The sequence below is a fragment of the Microvirga sp. Mcv34 genome, assembly GCF_024519725.1.
Classification (GTDB): Bacteria; Pseudomonadota; Alphaproteobacteria; order Rhizobiales; family Beijerinckiaceae; genus Microvirga.
In genome coordinates, this window is the sequence record NZ_JALJRK010000002.1 from 100,948 (window position 1) to 102,938 (window position 1,991).

General features: G+C 65.2%; 2 protein-coding genes. Both read left to right on the plus strand.

Annotated features, from left to right (window positions below):
• Positions 1-798: chemotaxis protein CheB (locus OC446_RS01855; RefSeq protein WP_262027334.1), on the plus strand; the 798-nt coding region annotated here is incomplete at its 5' end.
• Complete coding sequence (locus OC446_RS01860; RefSeq protein ID WP_262027335.1) at positions 795-1,649, plus strand: CheR family methyltransferase; 855 nt, start codon at positions 795-797, stop codon at positions 1,647-1,649. The genes OC446_RS01855 and OC446_RS01860, both read left to right, overlap by 4 nt.
• The last annotated feature ends 342 nt before the right edge of the window (positions 1,650-1,991 follow it).

A 1,991-nucleotide genomic window follows, 5' to 3' on the forward strand; every position in this document is an offset into this window, starting at 1 on the left:
TCCCTGAAATGTCTCTCGCTCGGCGCCGTCGATTATCTGGCGAAGCCCGAGAGTGCGCGCGCGCCGGGCGCCGCGAACGAGTTCCGCCGCGAACTCGTCGAGAAAATGCGGGCCCTGAGCGAAACGAAGGCGCGGGTGCCGCGCCTTGCCGCGACGCCCGCTCCGAGAGCCGTCTCGCCGATCCCGACGGCGCCCCTGAGAGCGGGCGGCACGAAGCCGCAATGCCTCCTCATCGGCTCGTCGACGGGCGGTCCGCGGGCCGTGGAGCGCGTTCTCCTGGACCTGAAGCCGGCGCTGTCACGGATCCCCGTGCTGATCGTCCAGCACATGCCGGCGATGTTCACGGCCGTTTTCGCGGATCATCTCCAGACCCTGCTGTCCGTCCCGGCCCGCGAGGCGAAGGACGGCGATGCTGTCGCCACCGGGACGATTCTCGTCGCGCCCGGCGGGCGGCACATGGGCGTCGTGTGCACGGGCGGCAAGGCGACGATCCGACTCAATGACGGGCCGCCCGAGAACTTCTGCCGCCCCGCAGTCGATGTACTGTTCCGCGAAGCCGCCGCCGTCTACGGCGCCTCGGCGCTCGCCGTCGTCCTGACCGGCATGGGCTCGGACGGGACGCACGGCGCGCGCTTCCTGACGAAGGCGGGCGCGACCGTGATCGCCCAGGACGAAGCGACGAGCATCGTCTGGGGCATGCCGGGCAGCATCGTGAAGGCGGGCCTCGCCCACGAGGTCCTTCCGCTTGAATCCATCGGCCGATCGCTGAAAGGCCTCATCACCGGAGCTTCGACATGACCGAAGCCGAATTTGAAGCCTTGCGCGTGTTCCTCAAGGCCCGGTCGGGCCTGGCGCTCTCGCCGGACAAGCGCTACCTCGTCGAGAGCCGCCTCTCCTCCGTCTGCACTCGCTTCAAGCTCGAGAGCCTCTCGCATCTCATCCGCGAGATCAGGGCCGGCCGCGCCATGGCGCTCGAAAAGGCCACCATCGAGGCGATGACGACGAACGAGACCTTCTTCTTCCGCGACAAGTCGCCGTTCGATCTGTTTCAGGACGTCCTGTTGCCCAAGTACCTGAAGGAGCGGGCGGGAAGCCGCAGGCTGCGGATCTGGTGCGCGGCGGCGTCGAGCGGGCAGGAGCCGTATTCGCTCGCCATGATCCTGAAGGAGGCCGCCGCCCGGATGCCCGGCTGGCACATCGACATCGTCGCCTCCGACATCTCGACCGACGTGCTGGAGAAGGCGAAGGCCGGTTTCTACAACCAGTTCGAGGTGCAGCGCGGGCTGCCGATCCGCCTTCTCGTGAAGTACTTCACGCAGGTGGGCGATCAATGGCAGATCTCGCCCGAGATCCGCGCCATGGTGGATTTCCGCTATCTCAACCTGCTCGACGATTTCAGCCGCCTGGGATCCTTCGATATCGTCTATTGCCGCAACGTGCTGATTTATTTCGATGCCGCCCTGAAGGCGGACGTGCTGCGCCGGATCGCCAACCTGATGGCGGCGGACGGCTCACTCCTGCTCGGCGCCTCCGAGACCGTGCTCGGGGTCACGGACGCCCTGACGCTCGATCCGGCTCATCGGGGTCTCTACGGGAAGACGGCCCCGATGGCCGCGACGCCGACCCAGCGGGTGATTGGTATGCGCTGACGGGGCAGGGCGCCTCGGCGGTGGCTGACAGAGCCTGAACGTACAAGAAGGGCGGTTCGCGAGAACCGCCCTTCTTGTTTTTGCAGCCTGGGTCGCCCGTCACGCGCCATCCATGGTTAACCATAAGCGTTGTCCTGCCGTTAGGCATTCAGCAAATCGTTAAGGTAAACGCAAGAGTTGGGCGTCAGCTCTACCGTTGTCGTTTGACGATCTCGGGAATGTTCTTTTACAAATGCTCTCAGGCGCAGAGAGAACCTACAGCTCGAACGCGTTAAGACAGCACTATAGAGAGCCACTACTACGGCTCGGCATGACGCCGCTCTATTTTACCGGTTCAAGCCC